Source organism: Calothrix sp. CCY 0018 (assembly GCF_963920925.1).
GTDB lineage: Bacteria > Cyanobacteriota > Cyanobacteriia > Cyanobacteriales > Nostocaceae > Rivularia.
In genome coordinates, this window is sequence record NZ_CAWUDI010000049.1 from 1 (window position 1) to 18,900 (window position 18,900).

Below are 18,900 nucleotides of genomic sequence, written 5' to 3' on the forward strand. Positions count from 1 at the left end.
TCTGGAACCATCATAAAGTTTTTCGCTGACTTGATAACCGGGAATACTGACTTGAGCGTGAACCATAGCACCATCACCTTAATTGCTTGCACGCTTAGTATTCCCAGATACGTGAATCAATTTACATTAAGAGAAAAATCTTAATCTTTATTTACAATTGCTAAATTCTCAATACTTGTAGAGCGAAGCTAATATAATAATTATTTTTGAATTACTAATATTTATGTAAGTTATTGCTCCTGAAAATACGCCTTTTACTACAAAAAAGTTCCGAATTGTAGCGGTACTATGAAGGCACGGGGATTAAAATCCCCTACTATCTAACCCCATAAATAAAATTTGGGGGCTTGCACTCTATGATTTTCGGTCATCTTATGAACCCATAACTTCTTTGATACTATAAACTACCCGATCTTGCTGTTCTTCAGAAAGTTCTGGAAACATGGGTAAAGATAAGACTTGGTTGCAAGCTTGCTCTGCTACTGGTAGTTGTCCGGGATGATAACCCAAGCTTTGATAAACTGGCTGTAAATGTAAAGCATATGGATAGTAAATTGCTGTATTTATACCCATATCTTTCAAGCGATCGCACAACAAATCTCTTTTGCCATCCAATACGCTAATGGTGTATTGATTCCATACTCCCGTGCCTCCCGGTAATTCTTGAGGAATGATAATACCGGGAACATGACTGAGAAGTTCGTGATAACGAGCGGCTATTTTCTGTCTTAGAGTATTCCAAGTATCTAAATAACGTAATTTAATTAGCAAGATAGCGGCTTGAATCGAATCTAATCTGCTATTTACACCAATTTCTTCGTAGTGGTATTTAGTTTTTTGACCGTGATCTTTTAATATTCGGATTTTTTGAGCAATTTCTGCATCATTAATGGTAATTGCACCACCATCGCCACATCCACCTAAATTCTTAGTTGGGTAAAAGCTGAAGCAACCAATATGTCCGATGCTTCCTACTTTTTGGTTATCCCACATTGCTCCTGTAGACTGAGCGCAATCTTCTATTACTATTAAATTCTTGGCTGAAGCTAATTCCATTAACGCTGTCATGTCAACAGGTTGTCCAAATAAATGAACTGGAATAATCGCTTTAGTATTAGGTGTTATAGCTGCTGCAACTTGCTGCAAATCCAAATTATAAGTAGAAGCATCGATATCTACAAATACCGGCTTTGCACCTACTGCGCTGATGGTTTCACAGGTAGCTACGAAAGTAAAAGGTGTTGTAATTACCTCATCTCCCGCACCAATATTGTAGGCTCTTAAAGCCAAGTAAAGAGCATCCGTACCTGAATTGCAAGCTACGCATTCACTGACATTTGTATAAGCAGCAAGCTGTTGCTCCAATCCTTCCACCAAAGGGCCACCAATATAACGTCCCGAAGATAGAACTTGCAAAACAGCTTCACTTACTTCTGCGGCTATAGTCGAATATTGCTGTTTATTATCAAAAGCAGGAATAGAACTTACACTTTGTATCATGAGCTTTTTTGTTATATGAATATAGATGATAGTGCTGAATTACTTGTTAGATTTTTAATCGTATTTGCTGGTTAATACTGTCGCCCATAATACGCAATTCACAAGGTTTCACTTAATTATCGGCAATATAACATCTAGGTTCTGCTGCTGTCTAAAGCTTTTGGCTTCGTATATTGATACGTCGGTTAGCTGGTTTAATCAGAGAAGAAATGCTTAAAATTTGATTTAATGAAATATAACAAAATATTCAGATGTCAGAACTGATACAGCTAGATTTCTTCGACTTGGGTATTGCTTCCGGATTAATGGTTATAGCCATCGGTTTATCTTTTTGGCAGAGAATCGGACTGGAATTAAATTTAGCCTTAGCTACCGTCAGAACCATCCTACAGTTACTAGTGTTGGGATACATTTTAGACTTTATTCTCGCCTTAGATAATTTTTGGGCAGTTTTGGCGATTTTAGCAGTAATGCTAACTGTTGCGGCGATTGTCGCCAAAAATCGGATAACTCAGAAAATGCCAGGAATTCTTCCTTTGGTGTGGGGTTCAATGTTGTTGAGTACGGCATTCACCTTAATTTACGTAAATTTTCTGATAATCCAACCCGATCGCTTATTCCAGGCACAATACGTGATTCCTCTAGCAGGTTTTGTATTAGGTAATGCCATGAATGCAGCCGCGATCGCCGGGGAGCGTTTTGTCAGCACAATCAATGCCAGCCATGCGGAAATAGAAACTCACCTCAGTTTGGGTGCAACTCCGCAACAAGCAATTAAGCAGTATAAAAAAGATTCCATCCGTGCTGGTTTAATTCCTACCATCAATCAAATGATGATAATTGGAATGGTGACAATACCCGGATTTATGAGTGGAATAATAATTAGCGGCGTTGATTACGATAAAATTCCCTTCCAAACCGCATCCGAAGCAGCATCCTATCAAATTCTACTTATGTTTATGGTGGCACTCAGCAACCTACTAACAACGATATTTCTGACTATTGCCCTTTCCCAGCAATTTTTCAACAAAAACGCGCAGTTAATAAAGTAATTACCAATTATCAATTACCAATTACCAATTACCTATCAATAAAAAGAATCCCATTCAAATGATCTATTTCATGTTGAATAAGAATCGATAGCATCCCCTCACCAGTAAGAGTAAAAGGTTTATTTTCTCGATCAAAAGCGGTTAATCTTATATTATTAAATCGTTTTACAGTTTCTCGTCTTCCTGGAAAGCTCAAACATCCTTCACTTGAATCAATTGGGTTTTCTTGGAATTCTATTTCAGGATTAACTATACATAACATATCTTCGGATTGATAATTTTTACTTTTGTCACCTGCAATGCGTTTCTTATTCAAAATAAATACTCGTTTTAACTTTCCAATCTGAGGTGCAGCTAATCCCATCGAATCTTCTGCAAGCATCGTATCAATTAAATCTTTAACCAAAGCTTGCAAATCTGAATCAAAAACATCAACTTTAGTTGATACTTCTCTTAACAAAGGATTGGGATACTCAACGAAAGATTTAACAACCATGAAAATTATTGCTCATAACAGGAAACTACCACTTACCATCCGGACATTCGGAAGTTTCGATATTTGCCTTTACCAACATAAAACATCCGCATACAGTACAGCGTGTAGCTTCAACATTATACTTTTCGCAACCAGAACAAATTTCTAATCTTTCTTCTACCTTACTTTTCTCAGCGAGAATTCTATCTCCGCATAATCCCTGTTTCGCACTTTTATATGCTTCCGAAAACAGACTTTCTAGCATTTTCGGTTTACTCGGATAACTTGGTGGTGACGAATTACCCATACTAAGACTCCTAAATTGCAAGAATATTTCTCAACAAATCATAACATCTCAAAATATTCATGCATGGAATTAGCAGTTAATCCGAAAATAAATAGATAAGAGTAGATTATTATTTGTATATATAGAATTTATTTAGATAGGGAATAGGGAATATGGAATATGGAACTGGAAAAAATTAGGCTTCCCAACGTTAAGATCCCCCAAACCCCTTTTTTAAGGGGGCTTTGCGTAAGTGCTAATAATTTTTCTTCTACTCCCTACTCTCTTAAATATTTTCCTAGTCTCCGACTGGGAACCCATCGATTGAGGCTCTGCCTCCAATAAATACGCGAGGCAGAGCCTCGCTAACTGCATTCCCAGCCGGAGACTGGGAACAAGAAAACAAAAGTCGGTTAAGAATACCTAAATTTCTTAACCGACTTACAATAAATTTTGATTTGATACCGAAGTATCTTTTTAATCAACTAAAAAACGAGTTACCGGCGTAAATTTAAAGAAAGCGTACTCGTACCATACAGTCCAAATAAAATCGCGAATCCAGGTATTACGCATTTCCGGACGGATTTGATAATCAAAAGAGGTATCGGTAGAGCCTACTCTTGTCATCGCATGATTGCAACCACAACCATGTTCTTGAAAAAACCCGTGTTTAGAAGAAATACTTTGTACCATCAACTGAATCGGAAATACTTTTTGTCCGTGTAAAGAAGCATCCCAAGCACGCGCATTATTTTTATCTGACTCCGAAAATCTTAACGGACGTACTTCCGAAACTTCTTCTCTATATACAGGCGCTAAATGTACGTGATAAAAAGAAGCTGGTAAATCGTAACCGAACTCTGCAAACAAAGCTTTGCCTATTTCTACAATTTGTTTGCGCTCGTTATATTCCTCGTCTTCAGAAGAAAGTTCTTTTTCAATTAAGTCAAAATTAGGATATCTATCTACATCAAAATCTTTACCGTAAAACTCAAGAGCTTGCCAAGCTAAACTACCAAAAATTTCACAAAAAGCAGGCTTTAAGTGCTGTAAATGTTCAGATTCATTGAATAAATCGACATCACCGCGAGACATTTTGTGAAAAAATAGCTGCGCCATTTTCACATAATCTTCAGCATTAGAGAGCTTAGTATTCGATTTACCTGTAAAAATATCTTGCCAAGATTGAGGAAGTTGATTAACAGGTGTAGCTTTTTCCCCTTCAATTACAACAGATAATGATTTCTTAGAATTAGCAGTAAAATCTTGCTGTGGAGGATTTGCAGTAGCTTGTAGTGTCATGCAGGCTTTTCTCTCTTGAGTCAAATCGTTTACAAATGATTGCCGCAAACAATCATAATCATTATCTACAAGGTATTTATCGCTACGTTAACTAAAAGTAATATTGCAACAAAAATTGTAATTATTTAGGCTAATAAAATGTATTTTAATTGATTGTAAATAGTCACATAAAGTGTATTAATTATCTTTTTTAATGTATGACGAAGCGTCTTATTGATTTCTATTTATAGATTAATGTTAGCTGTATAGAACATGGTTTTTTCCATAGTTAGAATAAATAAATAGAATATAGTAGCTTTTAATTATTTATAAGAATAAAAAAACCCAGTTTCAAAAAAACCAGGTTTCTAATTTTGGTACGAAAGCATCAATTTATTTAAAAAAATATTTGCTTTCAACAATTTCAAATTGTATATTTAATTTATCAAAGATTAGAAATAGGTAATTTACCTTGTAATTGCGATTCAGCCCCAGCACAATAAGCACAATTGCAACCAAGATGGTCGATAATAGGATTAGAATTATCCACCTGGTTTAACGTTACAAATTCATCAACTGCTTGTACCGATGTTGAATTAATATGTGTTGTAGATGCAGAATCAACAGAAGATGCTGCTGCGGGATTTGTTAAAAACAACATGGAAGCAACAAGTACGGGTAATGCAAATAAAACAAGTTTCGCGATTATCATAATTTATATAGTTTGTATGGTGTAGATTGAGTCACTTAAACCCATGATATCTTGATAAATGCTGACTTGACAGGTAGTGCAATTTTAGATTCTGGATTATAAATTGATAATGTTAAGAATTGGAATCAAGTACTCCTAGCGGTTATGTCCGTTTCACCTATTCTGAGGTGCAATTTGCCCGTAATTGAGCGCTGCGACAAAAGAAACACCACCGATAATATTACCCAACAAAGTGGCGATCGCAAATCCTCCGACATATTCACCCCAAGTAATAGATCCAGTAACGATGAGGTAAAAAACAGCGATTGAGCCAGCAATAATATGAGCTAATCCAGCAAGCTTTACTAAGTAAGTAATGATAATAATAATACTTAATCGGGAACTTGGTACAGCCGGGAGCAACCATGTTAAAAGTGCAATCAGCCATCCTGCGAATATTCCTCGTAATACAAGATTCCCAAATCCACCTTGCAATTCCTTCCGTGCAATTTGGGTGAATCCCTGACGCACATCCTCGGAAAAAATCTCGGTGTAACCAATAATAGCAGCAAATATTAGCCCACCAATCAAGTTGCTTGCTAAAACAATTGCCCAAAGTCGCATTACGCGCCCAAATTTCTTAGCAGTAAACTTATTAAATAAAGGTAAAATCGGCGTTAAAGTCTTTTCAGTAAATAACTGCTGACGACCTAGTATTACAATCAAGAAACCAACTGTATAACCGAAGCTAGCTATTAAAATACGCCAAGATTCATCCGGTAATGCAGAGTAAATCAAACCTTCAGCAACCAGCGAAAACCCCATTGACAATCCAGCAGCTAACCCAGAAAAAGCTAAAGCTAAAGATGGACGCTGCAACTCATGTTCGCCTTCTAACCGAATTACCTCATGAATAACAATAGCCTTAGCGCGTCCAAGTTCATCAACTTCTCGCTGTTCGCTTTCATCCAACTCTAATTCTTTCGCACGAGATTCGCTGAGTTCATCTGGTTTCTCTTCGCTGTTAGAACTCATGTTGCACCCTAATTTTTAAAAGCTATTTTAACCTTTCTTTTGTTACTTATTCTATTCATTTCTCTTAATCCAAATTAGACGTATGTTGATAGATAATAGAACGTCTTAATTTTGGATTTTGAATTCTTAAAGCTTGATAATTGCTAACTGCTAACTGCTAACTGATTACTGAATATCAACAACTCGCCATTTTCACCACCTGCGGCGATTTGATTACCTTGAGGATGCCAATCGATACAGGTAAAACCATCCGAAACACCTGTAATAATTTGGGAAACTTGAGAATCTTGCCACAGACACAACCAACCATCGCTAGCAGCAGAAGCAAGTAAAAAGCTGTTAGGAGCAAAGGCGATCGCCTGAATAATACCTGCATGATTGGTTAAAATTGCTCCTTCCCAATCCGAATCTTCACCAGGTTGTTTTTCCCATAGCACAATCCCATCAACGCTAGAGCAGGCTAGTAAAGGCGCTCCCGTACTGGAATTTATTTGCGACCATGCAACGTCACGAATTTTACCAGGGAAACCGTGCATAATCCACGGTTGCGGATCTTCCCCCGAAAGTAATAATTGAGTTTCTACAACTGCAATAGTTTTGTCCATATTACCGGAAGTAAGGTACTTTCCATCCGCAGACCAAGCCATTGCTAAACTCGTAGAAGGAATATCTAAAATTAGTGGCTCATCATTCCAATTTTGAGTATTCCAAAGTTTAACTCCACGATGTCCACCGATAGCAAGATATTTACCATCGTTTCGCCAATCAATACCCAAAGCGGAAGAATTATCAAAATCTAAAGTGATAACCAAACTTCGTGTATCTGCATCCCAAACTTGGACTTTAGGACCTAAACTAAAAGCTAAATTATTGCAATTAGGACTCCAAGCCAATTTATCAACCCAAGCAGGAGCATTTTCCAAAGTTGCGATTAACTCATTTCCCTGCCAGATTTTGACTTGTCCATTTTGTCCAGCAGCAGCAAAAAATTTACCATCATAAGAAAAAGCAGCGCAATCAACAGACTCACCGTTACCAGATTCCAAAGTTTCTAATTCGTCATTTTGCCAAAATACAACTTCCCCAGCAGCAGAAGTCGCAGCTAAAATATCTCCTTGGGTTGAGAAAGCGACAGCGGTAACATAATCTGAGAGAGTTTCCGATGATATTAGGGAAAATTCTTGTGAGTTGACGGTAGATTTCATAGGATTTTGGATTTTAGATTTTAACAACGGATGCGTGTCTTTTGGATTTTGGATTAAAAGAGTTAGGAATTAGTAGTTAGGAATAATACCAATTACTAATTCCCAATTCCCAATTACCTATTACCAATTCACGCAACACAAGCCTTAAATTCTTCCCTCAACTTCGCTTCATCAAGATTACGTCCAATAAACACAAGCTCATTCTTACGAGTTTCCCCTTCTTTCCAAGGACGATCTGCTCTACCATCTAATAACATATGCACGCCTTGAAATACAAAGCGGTTTTCATCTCCTGCTATATTCAAAATTCCTTTAGTGCGGAAAATATCAGGGCCTTGAGTTTGCAATAAATTACCCAACCATTTATCCAACTTATCACCATCAAGGGCATTTTCTTCTACTAAGGCAACAGAATAAACGCTTTCATCGTGTTGGTGAGCGTCTTCACCCAAAAATTCTGGATCGATTTGCAAAGCTCGATTTAAGTCAAACGCTTTTACGCCAAGCAATGCATCCATTTCCAACTTTGCATCTTGGGTACGATGAATTTTTGCGATCGCGTTCATTCCCCGAATCCGATTTTCTAATTCTTCCAACTGCTCGGAAGATACTAAATCTGTTTTATTAATCAAAATTACGTCAGCAAAAGCAATTTGTTCTTGCGCTTCTTCCGCATCCCAATGTTGCCAAATATGCTTGGCATCAACCACAGTTACCACAGCATCAAGTAACAATTGTTCGCGCATATCTTCATCAACGAAGAATGTCTGAATCACCGGCGCTGGATCTGCCAAACCAGTAGTTTCAATAACCAAATGGTCAAATTTATCGCGACGCTTCATTAAATTACCGATAATCCGCATCAAATCGCCGCGCACGGTACAGCAAATACAGCCGTTATTCATTTCAAAAATTTCTTCATCAGTATCGATAACCAACTGATTATCAATACCAACTTCCCCAAACTCATTAACTATCACCGCAACCTTCTTACCGTGTTCGTAAGTCAGAATCCGATTTAACAAAGTTGTTTTTCCCGCTCCTAAGTATCCAGTCAAAACTGTTACTGGTATGACGCTTGTTGCTGTATTAACCATATTATTCTCAGATGCTTATTTAATGAATGTTTTACAGACACAAATAATATACAAAAAAAATCAATGCTGCTTTCAAATATGTATAAAATTTGTTAAATAAATAACCAAAACTTTGATTTTGCAGTGCCCTCATTTTTTTGGTTTGATAAATAAATAGTCAATTATCAACAACCGACATCAGTACAAATTTCAAAAATATTTCAATATATATTTCAGTTCACATCTTGCACCAGTTTCAACACTACCTTGGAATAAATTCCCCTCTCTTAAAAACAAAGTCTGATAAATCAGACTAGGCAAGGCTTTTAGTCCGTTTCAACGTACTTTGTATATTAGCCGATGATTTTGATTTCTCTGCGAGAAAGCCTCCGGCTTACAAGGCGGGTGCTGGGGTTTAACGATTTCGGGGTGCAAAATCTAAATTTGATTATACTTTTGCTACAACCTTTGATTTACAACCGAATCACAAATTTGTTGCAACAGAAAACAAGTATCTAACCTATTGACTCACGGTAGCTCCCAAAAAAGGCAAAATCTCTTCAGCTATGACATCTGGGTATTCCTCATGCATCCCCAAAGAGCCTTCAAGTAACACGCTTTCAACTCTGGGTAAATTGGCGATCGCCTCCATTTCTTGCCGCGACGACTTAGGACAAGATTTGCTAATCACCACCATAATTGGTACCGATACTTGCCTGATTAATCCTAATAAATCGCTTCTTCTTTTTACAAGATCGAGACAACCAGTTACAAAGGCTGCGGGAGCAAACCTTCCTCCGGGTTGCTGGGTGCTTTCCCATTTTTCGTGAATAAAATTAGGAGTTAGTTTTTCAGCATCGACGTAAACGTGACGACGATACATGAACTTTAAAAACGATGGTAAAGTATTGAGTTTATAAAGGAGTTGACCAATAATTGGTAATCTTACTAACTGATTAACTGAGTTTCGTAATATTCCATTAACCCCCATCACAGCTAAGGGACCGCGCCAAGTTGGTGCTACTAACACTATCCGATAAAATACGGAATTGTACTTGCTAGCTAACCATAAAACGTAGGGCGCACTATGACCGGCAGCTATTACGGAAACAGGCTTTTTTTCAAAAGTAGTTAATACAAAATCTTCTATAAAATCTTTGTATAAAGCGGGACTGTAATCGGCTTTAGGACGACCAGAATCTCCAAAACCCGGAAAATCAACCGCTACTACTTTATATTCAGAAGAAAGCCGCTTAGCAATTCCGCTCATTTCCGAACGCATGGAAACAGTGCTAAATGCAGGAAAAAGTAATACCGGGGAACCTTGACCCAAAGATTCATAAACTATGCGAAAATCTTGGTCTTCCCTATTCCATACAAATTGTTCTACCACTCCGCCAATGCGAGCAGAAGTAGAGATAGATGAGACTGTTGTCATTCTGCGATTATTCCCCGATAAATTTAAAGGTTAAAGATTAAAAGTTAAAGGTCAAAGTTTGTAAATGCTTAATTCATGCTGTAGCCTTCAGCATTAATGTATCATTTTTTATACATCTGTTAGAGGTTTAATTCGACACAGATTGTTGAGATTCTAGTGCCTTTTTTTGCATAGTTTTAAAAATATTATAGAAACCATTAGCGCGAGAAGGAGTTAAACTGACATTCAAACCTGTTTCTTGGATAAAATCTGGGGTGAGTTGAACAATCTCGGCAGGTGTCGAACCGTTCAAACCTTCAATTAAAAGCGCTAATAAGCCTTTAGTTAATTGTGAATCCGAATCACCTTGAAAAGTAATTTTCTCGTCATCTAAAGAAGCAGTAACAAAAACTTGAGAAACGCAACCAGGAACCTTATTTTCAGTTATTTTGTCTTCTGCTGGAAATTCAGGAAGCTTTTGTGCATACCAAATTAGCTGTTCGTAGCGTCGCTTAGGTTCAGAAGCACGTTGAAAGCGTTTGACAATTTTAGCAAGAGCTGGTGGTAAAGAATCGTTCATACAGAATTATAAAAGCCTATTATTTTGAGTTTAGAATATCTTGAAGCGATTAGGGTAGTCATCAATTACCAATTACCAATTACCTCCCTATTCCCTGTTCCCTATTAAAACAAAAAAAGCAGAAGCAACCGATGAAATTACTTCTGCCTTTAAATTTATTTTCTTACTGAAAACTATGAATTAAGTCATCGGAGGCAAACCGCGTATTTGACGCAAAGCATTTAAGCAAGCTGGGCAATCGCAACCAAACAAAGCAACAGAAGCGTCACTTTCTTCATCGGTGAATTGCAATTCAGGTAATTCGTCAGGGCGTAAACCTTTATTTCCGTTTGCATCCGGTACAGCAGTATTTCTCCGTAAACGAGTACAACCGACACTAGGAGTTGCCACAGCTACGGTAGCTTTCCTACCACAGGAAAATTGGCTGGGAGTAGGCTTAACTGTTTCGTTGGCGCTGGCTGGTTGAGTAAAAACCGCCATTGACACCATAGACGAAAACAATACAGGGCTAGAAAGTAATGTGAGAAAGAATTTTTTGTTCATTATTAATCTAAGAAGCGTTATAACTAACGAAGCTTTACGGCTTTTATTTTTTCACGTTAACTGGTAGTTGCTCAGTAAATTTTATACAATATTGACCGTACCTACCATATGACGTAAAAAAGCCGTTTATGGATAACGAAACATAAGGTAGGCAAGGGGAAGAAGGAAGACAAATTAAAAGTAGTCATAATCCCATCTTCGTAAATACTTCACCCCGAATAGTTTTTAACCCGTCAGCAGCCAAATTGGAAGTTGAAACAGTTTAACGATAAATCCACAACCAATCAAGACAAGAATTAATTTTATCGCAAGTTTAAAAAATCGACTGTCAAAAGATTAGCCAAGTTCCCTACAGTTGCCACTTAGCAGTTACTCACCCCCACTTTATGATTACCCAATTTAATAAGAGGGGGTAGAAATACGAACTAATTATTGTAGGTTGGGTTAGACGCTTTTACGCAGAAGGGGTTTAATTACCGAATCTACATAGCGTTGTAACCCAACATCTCTCTATGTATATCCACAACGATATTGGGTTACGACACCATAAGTAAAGATGGTCGTTATTATCAAGATGATTTTGGTGTCTAACCCAACCTACGAACTACATCAGTAAGAGCATTGAACTTTATGTAAGGAAATTGTGAATTACTGCAACAAAAAACCTGCCACATAATCTATGAAAGGTAAGTAATTGTAGGTTGGGTTAGACGCTTTTATAATTTGGGGTTTAATTAGCGAATTGATATAGCGTCGTAACCCAACATCTGCATCGTATATCCACAACGGTGTTGGGTTACGACACCATAGGTAAAGATATTCGTAATAATTAAGATTGATTTTGGTGTCTAACCCAACCTATGAACAGCAAACTATTTTTTTTATTACCAATAGGTAGCGGAGTTGTAAAAATTCAGTGTATCTTGAAGAAGTACATTTTGTTGTATTCCAAGTTCAGTAGCGAGGGGATATAACGTGGGATTCTCGAATGCATTTTGTGGAGTCTTTTGTTCAACAACTCCAAGCCAACCACCATCACCGTATTCAACATCAACTAATTCCCATCCTTGATTTCCGAATTGTTGAAAATTCCCTAGAAGTTCATCAAAAGTGCTTCCACCGACATAACCACTTGTAATACTAGAATCTTCTTGAAAAGTCCCAAACCAAATACCATCACCGTATTCAACATCTACTAAGTCATATCCCTGCTCCCATCTTTGTTCAACTGCTTGTATGAATTCATCAGCACTGTTTGAGTGATTCCAAGCACTATTACCAGGAACATCTTGATAAGTTCCAAACCAAATACCATCACCATATTCAACATCAACTAATTCATATCCTTTATCCCATCTTTCTGAAATATCTTGCTTAAGTTCAGTAAAACTGGTTGCAGTTGTAAGAGCATTAGTTCCATAATCTTGTTCAAAAGTCCCAAATAAGATACCATCACCATATTCAACATCAACTAAGCTATACCCTTGTTCCCATCCTTGTTGAACTATTTGTAAGAGTTCATCAGCATTGCTTACGCTGACAAAACCAGTATTATTAGGCGTGTCTTGATACAATCCAACCCAGCTACCATCACCACCATATGCAGTACTAGTTAAGTCATATCCTTGATTCAAATTTACTTGTATTTCTTCTTTAAATTCCGAAAGATTTTCACCAATAGTGTAAGCATTGTTAGCCATAATTCTGCTCCTATATTTTGAAGTTTTAAAGATTAACTAAAACCAAGCAGTTAATTAATGCTCGGTAATTTTGTCGCTCACAATTTATACATTAAATGGGTTTTATATTTTAGGCATCAGAGTTTTATGCTTATTGGAGTGCAGAAAACTGTATTGCAATTTTTTGCTAGCTAAGATTAGATGCATTTACTAAATAAAGTATTAGTATTATTAGATACTGTGTAACCTAGATAAGTGCGTATCTCATGATGATAAAAAACTGTGTACGATTGGCATTAGTAGGATTTTTCAGCTGCTCTGTGGCAAGTCTCCTCGCGTCTAAAACCTTGGCACAGCAAAGTAATATCACTCCTGACAACACTTTAGGTACGGAATCTTCTCGTTTAAATCCCAATGTTTTTATAAATGGGATTAACGCAGACACAATTGATGGTGGAGCTAGACGGGATGTTAATCTTTTTCACAGCTTCAGCGAGTTTAATATTAACAATGGGCGAGCGGTGTATTTTGTCAATCCCGATGGTGTAGAGAATATTTTAACCAGGGTAACTGGTGGGAATGCATCGAATATTTTCGGTACTTTGGGGGTTGATGGTGCAGCGAATCTATTTTTGATTAACCCCAACGGAATTGTATTTGAGGAAAATGCGAGTTTAGATTTACAGGGTTCCTTTGTGGGAACAACTGCTTCAGGATTGCAATTTGGAAATCAAGGTAGTTTTAGCGCTACTAATCCACAAATACCTGGTTCATTAACTGTTAATCCTTCGGCTTTGTTTTTCAATCAAGTAGAAGCGAGTGGGGGAATTATTAATCAATCTCAAGCATTCGCAGGAATTAACCCCGATGGAAATTTTACTACAGGATTAAGAGTTGCTGATGGTAAAAGTTTATTGCTTGTAGGAGGAGATATTAATTTAGATGGAGGTCGATTAAGAGCTTATGAAGGAAATATTGAATTAGCTTCTTTTACTGCACCGGGAACTGTTGGATTAAATATCTCAGCTGATAATTTTAGTTTGAATATTCCCGAAGATGTAGAAAGGGGAGATATTTCTATAGCAAATCAAGCTGTAATTAGTGTTTTTGGTGCTGGTGGTGGAAATTTTGTAGTTAATGCTCGTAATTTAGAAATTTCCGATTCAATTATATTTGCTGGAATTGCTGAAAACTCAGATAATCCTAATGTACAAGCAGGAGATGTTAATCTCAATGCTACGGGTTCAATTGAACTTAAAGGTAATAGTGCTATTAATAATAGCGTTTACAGTCAAGGTAATGCTGGGAATATAAATATTAATGCTAATTCAGTTTTTATAGGTGAAGGTTCTGCAATAAGTTCTGACTCCTTTGGAATCGGTAATGCTGGGAATATAAATATTAATGCTCGCCAAAATATTTCCTTACAGGGTACGGATAATCGACCTTGGATTGATAATAGTAACGATGTTAATAATATTCCATTAACTGCTATCTCTAGTCTGGTATTACCGGAAGCTATAGGTAATGCGGGCAATATTCAATTAACTACCCGAACTCTTTCTGTTACAGATGGGGCTGCTATTTATAGCGATACATTCGGCAAAGGTAATGCTGGTAATATCACTATCAACGCTCGCGATACTGTTAGTTTTGATAATGAGAGTAGTGCTACTAGCAGCGTATATATTGGTGGAGTGGGTAAAGGAGGAGATATCCGGGTGAAAACCGGAAACCTTAGCTTAACTAACGGAAGTCGGATATCTACTATGATTTTGGGAGAAGGAAATGCAGGTAATATCTTTATTGAAGCCAGCGAAAGTGTGAAATTAGATGGCTTTGTCGGAAATCCTAATGCTGTTTCTTCAATTGATAACTTATTAAATGGAATTGTTGTCGTAAGTGGTATTAAAAGCAACTTATTAAGTTTAGGTGTAGGTAAAGGAGGAGATATTCAAATAACTACTAACAATCTTTTTGTAAGCAATCTCGCAGAAATATCTTCCAGTACAAGCGGACAGGGAAATGCAGGTAATATTACAATAAATGCTCGCGATAAAGTTACTTTTAGCGATTTAGGAGCTATCAACAGCACAGCTACAAATTTGTCTCAATTGTTGCCGAATCCTATTGAAGTAGGGAATGGTGGCGATATCCGCATCAAGACAGGTGAATTGCTATTAAAAAATGGTGGTTTCATTTCAGCCAGTAATTATGGAGGACAAAATGCAGGTAATATCTTTTTAGATGTTCGGGATACAATTACTTTTGATGGTATAGCTAGTAACGGTTTAGAGAGCAGTGCCAATACATCTACCAGTAATGGTAATGCAGGAAATATTGAGGTGAAAACTGGCTCGCTGTTTTTAATGAATGGTGGCTATATGAGTACTGTATTATCTGGAGAAGAAAACGCTGATGAAATACAAAGCGCTGGTAATATCAAAATTAATGCTCGCGATACAGTTAACATAGATGGTCAAAGTAGCGCATTAACTACTAGCTTATTGAACGGTACGGGTGAAAGTGGAAATATAGAAATTGAAACGAAGTCATTTTCTATAACTAATAACGCTTTGTTATCTACCATATCAGCGGGAAAAGGAAATGCAGGTAATATCAAATTAACTGCTGGTACTCTATCTCTAGATAACAGTGGATTTATTTTTACTGGGACTTTGAGTAAGGGAGATGCAGGTAAAATTGAATTGAATATTACTGACTCAATCTTATTATCTAACTCCAGCCTTATTTCTAGCGATGTTGGTGTAGAAGCAGAAGGAAAGGGTGGTTCTATTAATATTAATACTCAAGATTTAAGATTAAGTGACGGTTCTCGAATTACTTCTGGTTTAAAAGGTAAAGGAAGAGGAGGAGAAATTAACGTAAATGCTTCCGAATCCGTTAACCTTTCAGGTATTGATTCTGCGGGTTTCTTTAGTGGAATATTTACTTTAACAACAGCAGGTGCTTCCGGTGATGCTGGTAATATAACCATAACCACAGATAACTTTAAGATTACAGATAATGCAATTGTAAACGCAACAACCTTCAATGATGGTAATGCTGGAAATATTACCTTTAACGCTAACACTTTTGAAGCAAAAAATGGCGGACGAGTTATTACTTCTACTGTAGGTAGTGGTGATGCTGGTACTATCAACTTATTTGTAAAAGATAGAATTACCTTTACTGGTGGAAGCGAACAAAGTTTGTTTACGGGTATATCCGCTAGTACTTCTCCCGACTCAACCGGAAAAGGCGGTTCCATAAATATCGATCCGCGTTTAGTAATAATAGAAAATGGTGCAGGGGTATCGGTTGGTAGCAGCGGTACGGGAGATGCAGGAGATATCACATTACAAGCAGGTACTCTTCAATTAAATAATGGTTTTATCGCTGCTCAAACTGCTAGTACTCAAGGTGGTGATATCAATTTACAAATAAGTGAATTATTATTACTCCGCAACCAAAGCCAAATCACTACCACCGCAGGAACAGCACTAGCTGGGGGAGATGGTGGTAATATCAATCTCAATTCTAAATTTATCGTCGCACCACAAAACGAAGACAGCGATATCACCGCGAATGCTTTTAGTGGCAATGGTGGTAAAGTCAATATTATTAGTAGCGGTATTTTCGGTATTGAAAGACAGGACAACTTAACAGGGAAAAGCGATATTACAGCAAGTTCTCAACTTGGTATTTCTGGTGAAACAAATATCAATACAGACGATACCAGTTCAATTCAAAATAGCTTTACTGAACTTTCTCCAAATATAGATACCGACGCAATAATTGCTAATAGCTGCATTGCAAGAGGTAGCAAACGACAAGAAAACTCTTTTAAAATTACAGGTTCTGGTGCTTTACCGTCAAATCGTCCCGGTAATGTTTTGGTTTCTGAATATGTGACTGGTGAAGTTAGAAATATTGATAGTAAAAATCAAGTTTGGAAAAAAGGCGATCGCATTGTCGAACCCCAAGGTTTATATCGGTTAAAAAACGGGGAGTTATTGTTAAGTCGAGAATGTACTGAAAACAGTGAACAGTAAGTGTAGGTTGGGTTAAACGCTTATCATTTGAGGTTTAATTCCCGAATCTATATAGCGTCGTAACCCAACATATGCATCGTATATCCATAACGGTGGTGTTGGGTTACGACACCATAAGTAAAGATGCTTGTAATAATCAAGATGATTTTGGTGTCTAACCCAACCTACGAACTATTATCTAAACCCTACAAACTGTTGACTGCTCACTGCTCACTGTTAACTGTTCAAAACGGCTGATATCTTACCGAAAAGTTAAACCCATTTTCTTGCAAAGAATTACCACTATCTCCTCTTCCAATCAACGGAATACCGTAATCTAATCTCAATCCAAATCCTCTCAAAGGTTGCCATTGTACACCTAATCCCAAACTAGCAAGGGTTTGTGGATCTGGGTTATCTCCGCGATTGTTCCAACCCGTACCAATATCAAAAAATGGTATTAGCTGTAAAGTTTCTACTTCTGATAACAGGGGAATTCTAGCTTCTATTCCTCCTACTATACCGCTGTCGGTGACGACTTGATTTTGACGATATCCGCGTACTGTATCTACTCCCCCGATGCTGATTTTTTCTGCTGATAATAAGGAATCACCTGTAAGTTGAGTGTTAATTTTGGCAAGCATTAAAATGCGGGGAGATAATCTTTGTACCCATTGAAATTGCCCTACCCAAGCGACAAAACGCCCATCTGTACCGGAATCGTTAACGGTAGCATCAAAGGCATCAATCCCTACACTAAATTGCGATCGCGCTGCTAAAACACTGTTGGTGTTACGTTTCAACCAATCTTGAGAAAAGCGAATTACGCTGAGTTTTGATTCTCCTTCTTCTGGCCCTTCTGTGAAGGAAAAGGGGATATCATCTAATATAAATGTTTGAGTGCGTCGTAAATCCAAGGCTAAACCCAAAGCTAATTCGTTGTCTGGGGTATTAATTAACGGTTGACGCAGGTTAAAGGAAAGGGTTTCGGTTTCGCTGCGGATATCTAAGTCATCAAATTCGTCTTCAATAATCTTGCTATCGCTGTTACTGAAGCGAACACCAACTGTTCCGTCGAGGGCATTAAAGGGAATAGAATAATTGAGATTGTAAACGTCTAAGCCGTCGGTGATGCCATATTCAGCGCTGAATTGATCGGCAAATCCTAATACGTTGTCGTGAGCAACAAAAACGCTCGCTTGTTGGGAACCGACGCTGGGTGATTGATTGTTAGCAAAAGTAACTCCGGCGTGGAATGGAGGAGCTTCGGTAATTTGTAGCTGTAAAATATTGTTGCCGGGAATGCTTCCTGCGGTTAATTCGGCGTTGACTCTTTCGATAACTGGATCGATTTGTAATAATTGTAATGCTTGTTCGAGGCGTTTTTGATTTAAAGGCTTCCGAGCAAAACGTTGAATCCGGGAACGTACATACGCTTGTTGTAATCTTTTTAATCCAGTAATCGTAATATCTTCGAGTTCGCCTTCGACTATTTGGATTTGTACAATACCGTTAGCAACATTTTGATTGTTGGGAATAAATGCACCACTGGAAATGTAGCCGTTGTCAGCGTAGAGTTGGGTAATTTGAGAGCGTAATTGTAATAGCTGTTCAAATGCGATTTTTTTGTTTTCTAAAGGCTGTTTTAACTGGTTAATTTGATCTTGTAAAACAGAGTTTCCTTTTATTTGAATTTCCTTGACAAAGAAAGCTATACCGCTAGGAAAGATTGTGTCGGGTAAATTTTCTTGGGGTAGTGATGGAAGTATGGGGTTAGTTTCTGTGGGTGGTTTCGCAGGTAAGGTTGGTGATGGTTGGGGAAGAGTTTCTTCTATTTTCTCTGATGCATTGGGAGGAATTGTGACTCCGGGTGGGGGTGTCGATTGGGCAGATACAGCTAGTGGAGTGATGCCGATATAGCAAAAACAGATCAAAAAAAACTTTTGAAACTGCAGGTAAGAATCCATTGTTTGTTTATTCTACTTAAGAAAAATTTGTAAAAAATTATGATATCGTAAATCAAAATACCATAATTTTTTTGATTCG

At 37.5% G+C, this 18,900-nt stretch carries 15 protein-coding genes; 2 read left to right on the plus strand and 13 right to left on the minus strand.

The window, feature by feature from the left end; translation table 11 throughout:
- Positions 1–372 precede the first annotated feature (372 nt).
- Positions 373–1,500 (minus strand): DegT/DnrJ/EryC1/StrS family aminotransferase, encoded by a 1,128-nt coding sequence (locus ACM03V_RS27785; protein ID WP_414624044.1) that lies wholly within the window; start codon positions 1,498–1,500, stop codon positions 373–375.
- Positions 1,501–1,751: 251 nt separating this feature from the next.
- Between ACM03V_RS27785 and ACM03V_RS27790 the strand changes: the two genes are divergently transcribed.
- On the plus strand, positions 1,752–2,552 hold the full coding sequence (locus ACM03V_RS27790) for an ABC transporter permease (protein WP_414624045.1): 801 nt from the start codon (positions 1,752–1,754) through the stop codon (positions 2,550–2,552).
- 28 nt (positions 2,553–2,580) lie between these two features.
- Here ACM03V_RS27790 and def read toward each other — a convergent pair whose 3' ends face one another.
- The 11 genes from def to ACM03V_RS27845 all read right to left on the minus strand — a co-directional run bounded on the left by def (position 2,581) and on the right by ACM03V_RS27845 (position 12,841).
- A complete protein-coding gene (def, locus tag ACM03V_RS27795) occupies positions 2,581–3,048 on the minus strand; it encodes a peptide deformylase (RefSeq protein WP_414624046.1) in 468 nt (155 codons plus the stop codon).
- A gap of 25 nt (positions 3,049–3,073) precedes the next feature.
- The gene (locus ACM03V_RS27800; protein WP_414624047.1) at positions 3,074–3,334 is read right to left on the minus strand and encodes a DUF6171 family protein; all 261 of its coding nucleotides are present in this window, start codon (positions 3,332–3,334) and stop codon (positions 3,074–3,076) included.
- 456 nt (positions 3,335–3,790) lie between these two features.
- Positions 3,791–4,615, minus strand: a complete 825-nt coding sequence (locus tag ACM03V_RS27805) for a hypothetical protein (RefSeq protein ID WP_414624048.1) — start codon at positions 4,613–4,615, stop codon at positions 3,791–3,793.
- A gap of 424 nt (positions 4,616–5,039) precedes the next feature.
- Complete coding sequence (locus ACM03V_RS27810; protein ID WP_414624049.1) at positions 5,040–5,306, minus strand: hypothetical protein; 267 nt, start codon at positions 5,304–5,306, stop codon at positions 5,040–5,042.
- 153 nt (positions 5,307–5,459) lie between these two features.
- Positions 5,460–6,320 (minus strand): formate/nitrite transporter family protein, encoded by an 861-nt coding sequence (locus tag ACM03V_RS27815; protein WP_414624050.1) that lies wholly within the window; start codon positions 6,318–6,320, stop codon positions 5,460–5,462.
- A 143-nt stretch (positions 6,321–6,463) separates the two neighbouring features.
- Positions 6,464–7,525 carry a WD40 repeat domain-containing protein gene (locus ACM03V_RS27820; protein ID WP_414624051.1) on the minus strand — a complete coding sequence of 354 codons (1,062 nt, stop codon included), beginning with the start codon at positions 7,523–7,525 and terminating at the stop codon, positions 6,464–6,466.
- Between the two features lie 128 nt (positions 7,526–7,653).
- Positions 7,654–8,622, minus strand: coding sequence for a CobW family GTP-binding protein (locus ACM03V_RS27825; protein WP_414624052.1), 969 nt, complete (start codon positions 8,620–8,622; stop codon positions 7,654–7,656).
- A 499-nt stretch (positions 8,623–9,121) separates the two neighbouring features.
- Positions 9,122–10,039, minus strand: coding sequence for an alpha/beta fold hydrolase (locus ACM03V_RS27830; RefSeq protein WP_414624053.1), 918 nt, complete (start codon positions 10,037–10,039; stop codon positions 9,122–9,124).
- Between the two features lie 127 nt (positions 10,040–10,166).
- Positions 10,167–10,598, minus strand: coding sequence for a SufE family protein (locus ACM03V_RS27835; protein ID WP_414624054.1), 432 nt, complete (start codon positions 10,596–10,598; stop codon positions 10,167–10,169).
- Between the two features lie 180 nt (positions 10,599–10,778).
- Positions 10,779–11,141, minus strand: coding sequence for a hypothetical protein (locus tag ACM03V_RS27840; RefSeq protein WP_414624055.1), 363 nt, complete (start codon positions 11,139–11,141; stop codon positions 10,779–10,781).
- Between the two features lie 884 nt (positions 11,142–12,025).
- Complete coding sequence (locus tag ACM03V_RS27845) at positions 12,026–12,841, minus strand: hypothetical protein (RefSeq protein ID WP_414624056.1); 816 nt, start codon at positions 12,839–12,841, stop codon at positions 12,026–12,028.
- A gap of 299 nt (positions 12,842–13,140) precedes the next feature.
- On the opposite strand from ACM03V_RS27845, the gene ACM03V_RS27850 reads away from it, so the two are divergent.
- Positions 13,141–16,875 (plus strand): filamentous hemagglutinin N-terminal domain-containing protein, encoded by a 3,735-nt coding sequence (locus tag ACM03V_RS27850; protein WP_414624057.1) that lies wholly within the window; start codon positions 13,141–13,143, stop codon positions 16,873–16,875.
- Between the two features lie 224 nt (positions 16,876–17,099).
- Here ACM03V_RS27850 and ACM03V_RS27855 read toward each other — a convergent pair whose 3' ends face one another.
- Positions 17,100–18,821 (minus strand): ShlB/FhaC/HecB family hemolysin secretion/activation protein, encoded by a 1,722-nt coding sequence (locus ACM03V_RS27855; protein WP_414624058.1) that lies wholly within the window; start codon positions 18,819–18,821, stop codon positions 17,100–17,102.
- Positions 18,822–18,900: the final 79 nt, after the last annotated feature.

Coding starts and splice junctions, on each gene's coding strand:
- ACM03V_RS27800 (WP_414624047.1), bottom strand. CDS start 3,334: ATGGGTAATTCGTCACCACCAAGTTATCCGAGTAAACCGAAAATGCTA.
- ACM03V_RS27810 (WP_414624049.1), bottom strand. CDS start 5,306: ATGATAATCGCGAAACTTGTTTTATTTGCATTACCCGTACTTGTTGCT.
- ACM03V_RS27785 (WP_414624044.1), bottom strand. CDS start 1,500: ATGATACAAAGTGTAAGTTCTATTCCTGCTTTTGATAATAAACAGCAA.
- def (WP_414624046.1), bottom strand. CDS start 3,048: ATGGTTGTTAAATCTTTCGTTGAGTATCCCAATCCTTTGTTAAGAGAA.
- ACM03V_RS27855 (WP_414624058.1), bottom strand. CDS start 18,821: ATGGATTCTTACCTGCAGTTTCAAAAGTTTTTTTTGATCTGTTTTTGC.
- ACM03V_RS27815 (WP_414624050.1), bottom strand. CDS start 6,320: ATGAGTTCTAACAGCGAAGAGAAACCAGATGAACTCAGCGAATCTCGT.
- ACM03V_RS27790 (WP_414624045.1), top strand. CDS start 1,752: ATGTCAGAACTGATACAGCTAGATTTCTTCGACTTGGGTATTGCTTCC.
- ACM03V_RS27830 (WP_414624053.1), bottom strand. CDS start 10,039: ATGACAACAGTCTCATCTATCTCTACTTCTGCTCGCATTGGCGGAGTG.
- ACM03V_RS27825 (WP_414624052.1), bottom strand. CDS start 8,622: ATGGTTAATACAGCAACAAGCGTCATACCAGTAACAGTTTTGACTGGA.
- ACM03V_RS27820 (WP_414624051.1), bottom strand. CDS start 7,525: ATGAAATCTACCGTCAACTCACAAGAATTTTCCCTAATATCATCGGAA.
- ACM03V_RS27835 (WP_414624054.1), bottom strand. CDS start 10,598: ATGAACGATTCTTTACCACCAGCTCTTGCTAAAATTGTCAAACGCTTT.
- ACM03V_RS27845 (WP_414624056.1), bottom strand. CDS start 12,841: ATGGCTAACAATGCTTACACTATTGGTGAAAATCTTTCGGAATTTAAA.
- ACM03V_RS27840 (WP_414624055.1), bottom strand. CDS start 11,141: ATGAACAAAAAATTCTTTCTCACATTACTTTCTAGCCCTGTATTGTTT.
- ACM03V_RS27805 (WP_414624048.1), bottom strand. CDS start 4,615: ATGACACTACAAGCTACTGCAAATCCTCCACAGCAAGATTTTACTGCT.